Here is a 1,958-nt window from a genome sequence, read left to right as displayed (position 1 = left end):
CAAAAGAAGATAGCTGCTGCTAATTTGGAAATGGTTTGAAAATAAGCAGTATTTGCAAAAAATGAACTGCTAAAAATTATAGAAATAAGCAAAGTTGTCAAGATCAGTATCCTAAACCATAAAGGTTCTTTTAGGAATTGAGTAACCATAAATTTTATCCGCTGCATGACCATAAAACTCCCCTCAATTGCTTTTTAATTAAAGGTATATGTTGGTGCTTCAAAAGTATCACTTATCTCTACAGTATGTATGAAAAATGGTTGAAAGGGATTTAACTGATAAGCTTCTTCGACTAACCACTTTAGTTCAATACCAATAATGCGACTATTTCATAGAATGAGTGTTAATTTTCTATCCTATTAAACTGCTGATTGTTTTTCAGAATGTTGCTTTGGAGTAATTATTACCCCCGAAGCAGTTAAAACGCCTAATATAACTAACACAGCCCCCAAAATTTGAAATACCGTTATCGGTGTTCCAATGACAAATGAAATGATCATCGTTACAACAGGAACAAGATTAAAAAATAGTGATGTTTTACTTGCACCAATCTCCTTTATCCCCTGATTCCACCACAGGTAGCCCAAAACACTTGTAAAGAAAGCCATGAAGGCAATTGCGCCCCAAGCTCCAACTGGAATGTTCGGTAAAGAAACAGGGCTTGAAGTAAATAAGGAAACCACTATTAAACTAACAGCACCAGTAATCATCGTATAGGTGGTGGTAGATAGCGGTGTAGCGTCCTTTATAAAAAGACGTCCAAGTACACCATAAAGTGCCCAGCAAACGTTTCCAGCAAAGATTATTAAATCACCGCCTGAAATTGATAGAGTTTTAACAGTCTCAATAGAACCGTGTGTAATAACTAACAAAACACCGATTAGAGCAAAGAGTATACCGATTACTTGCTTTTTTGTAATACTATCTTTCAATATAATTCGTGCGAAAATCGTCGTTAATAAAGGATTCAGTCCCATGATTAATGCCCCATTAACAGGCGATGTATATTTCAAACCTACAAAAAACAACGAATTAAATCCAAAGATTCCTCCTACTCCAAGAACAATATATGAAATGGCATTCTTTTTTAATTGCCTTTTATTTATACCTTCCGAGAAAATTAAAATAATGAGCATTACCACTGCGGCTATACCGAAACGCCATGCCGCTGCAGATGATGGAGAAAAATATCCTACTGTATATTTTGCTAGATTAAAGGTAGCACCCGTAAAAAGGGAGAAGCCGATTAACATCAGATATATTTTCAAATGCTTCATTTGGTTTCCATATTCAGGATGGAATAATAGGTATCTAGTTTTCCCCTAGCTGTTGAAATCACTTCATCAAGTTCCTTCTTTTTAATTTCCATTTTCGTTAAGTGTTTTGTTAAAATCTCGATACGTTTATTAATAGAAGGAGTAAGTTGTGACGATTTCACATCGGAATTAATTTTTTCTAAAATACAACCGTCTTTGATAAACTCATTAACATCCTCTAAAGACATTCCTGTTTCTTTTAAACTTTTCAGGAACATCATGAATCGAATATCAGTTTCCGTATAAAAACGCCTTCCACCCTCTTGTCTTTTTGGTGGGGGAAGTAACCCAATCTTTTCGTAATATCTTAAAGTATAAGGACTAATACCAGACATTCCTGCAGCTTTACTAATGGGATACAAAAACATCATCCCCTTTCTTTTGATTAAAGTTAGTTTACAACTTAGAGTTTGCTCTAAGTCAAGTATTAATTTTCCATTCAACATTCATTATGACATGGGTGGGATATATAATGAGAAATGGTGGCCTTAATAATAATCACAGCCAAGGAAGATGAATGTATTTACACAGTCTATATGAACTGTTCGACAACAAATCCGAATGCTCCAAAAGGTATTTTTTACGATTACGATATTGTTTATGTGCTAACAGAAACTTCTACTTTCACAGAAGATGAGAATT

Annotated in this window: 3 protein-coding genes; 1 reads left to right on the top strand and 2 read right to left on the bottom strand. The window is 34.5% G+C overall.

All coding sequences use genetic code 11. The annotated features are described in order from the left end of the window. Positions 1-359: 359 nt before the first annotated feature. Positions 360-1,277, bottom strand: a complete 918-nt coding sequence (locus WB217_RS14150) for a DMT family transporter (RefSeq protein ID WP_423993863.1) — start codon at positions 1,275-1,277, stop codon at positions 360-362. Continuing rightward, a complete protein-coding gene (locus WB217_RS14145; RefSeq protein WP_423993866.1) occupies positions 1,274-1,684 on the bottom strand; it encodes a MerR family transcriptional regulator in 411 nt (136 codons plus the stop codon). Before WB217_RS14145 ends, WB217_RS14150 begins: the two co-directional genes overlap by 4 nt. Positions 1,685-1,795: 111 nt before the next feature. Between WB217_RS14145 and WB217_RS14140 the strand changes: the two genes are divergently transcribed. Further along, a partial coding sequence (locus WB217_RS14140) for an aminoglycoside 6-adenylyltransferase (protein ID WP_423993864.1) occupies positions 1,796-1,958 on the top strand: 163 nt, incomplete at its 3' end.

Origin of the sequence: Mesobacillus sp. (assembly GCF_049588175.1) — a bacterium.
Classification (GTDB): Bacteria; Bacillota; Bacilli; order Bacillales; family Cytobacillaceae; genus Mesobacillus.
The sequence above is the reverse complement of the archived record's forward strand: the minus strand, read 5'-3'. Positions and strand labels throughout refer to the sequence as shown.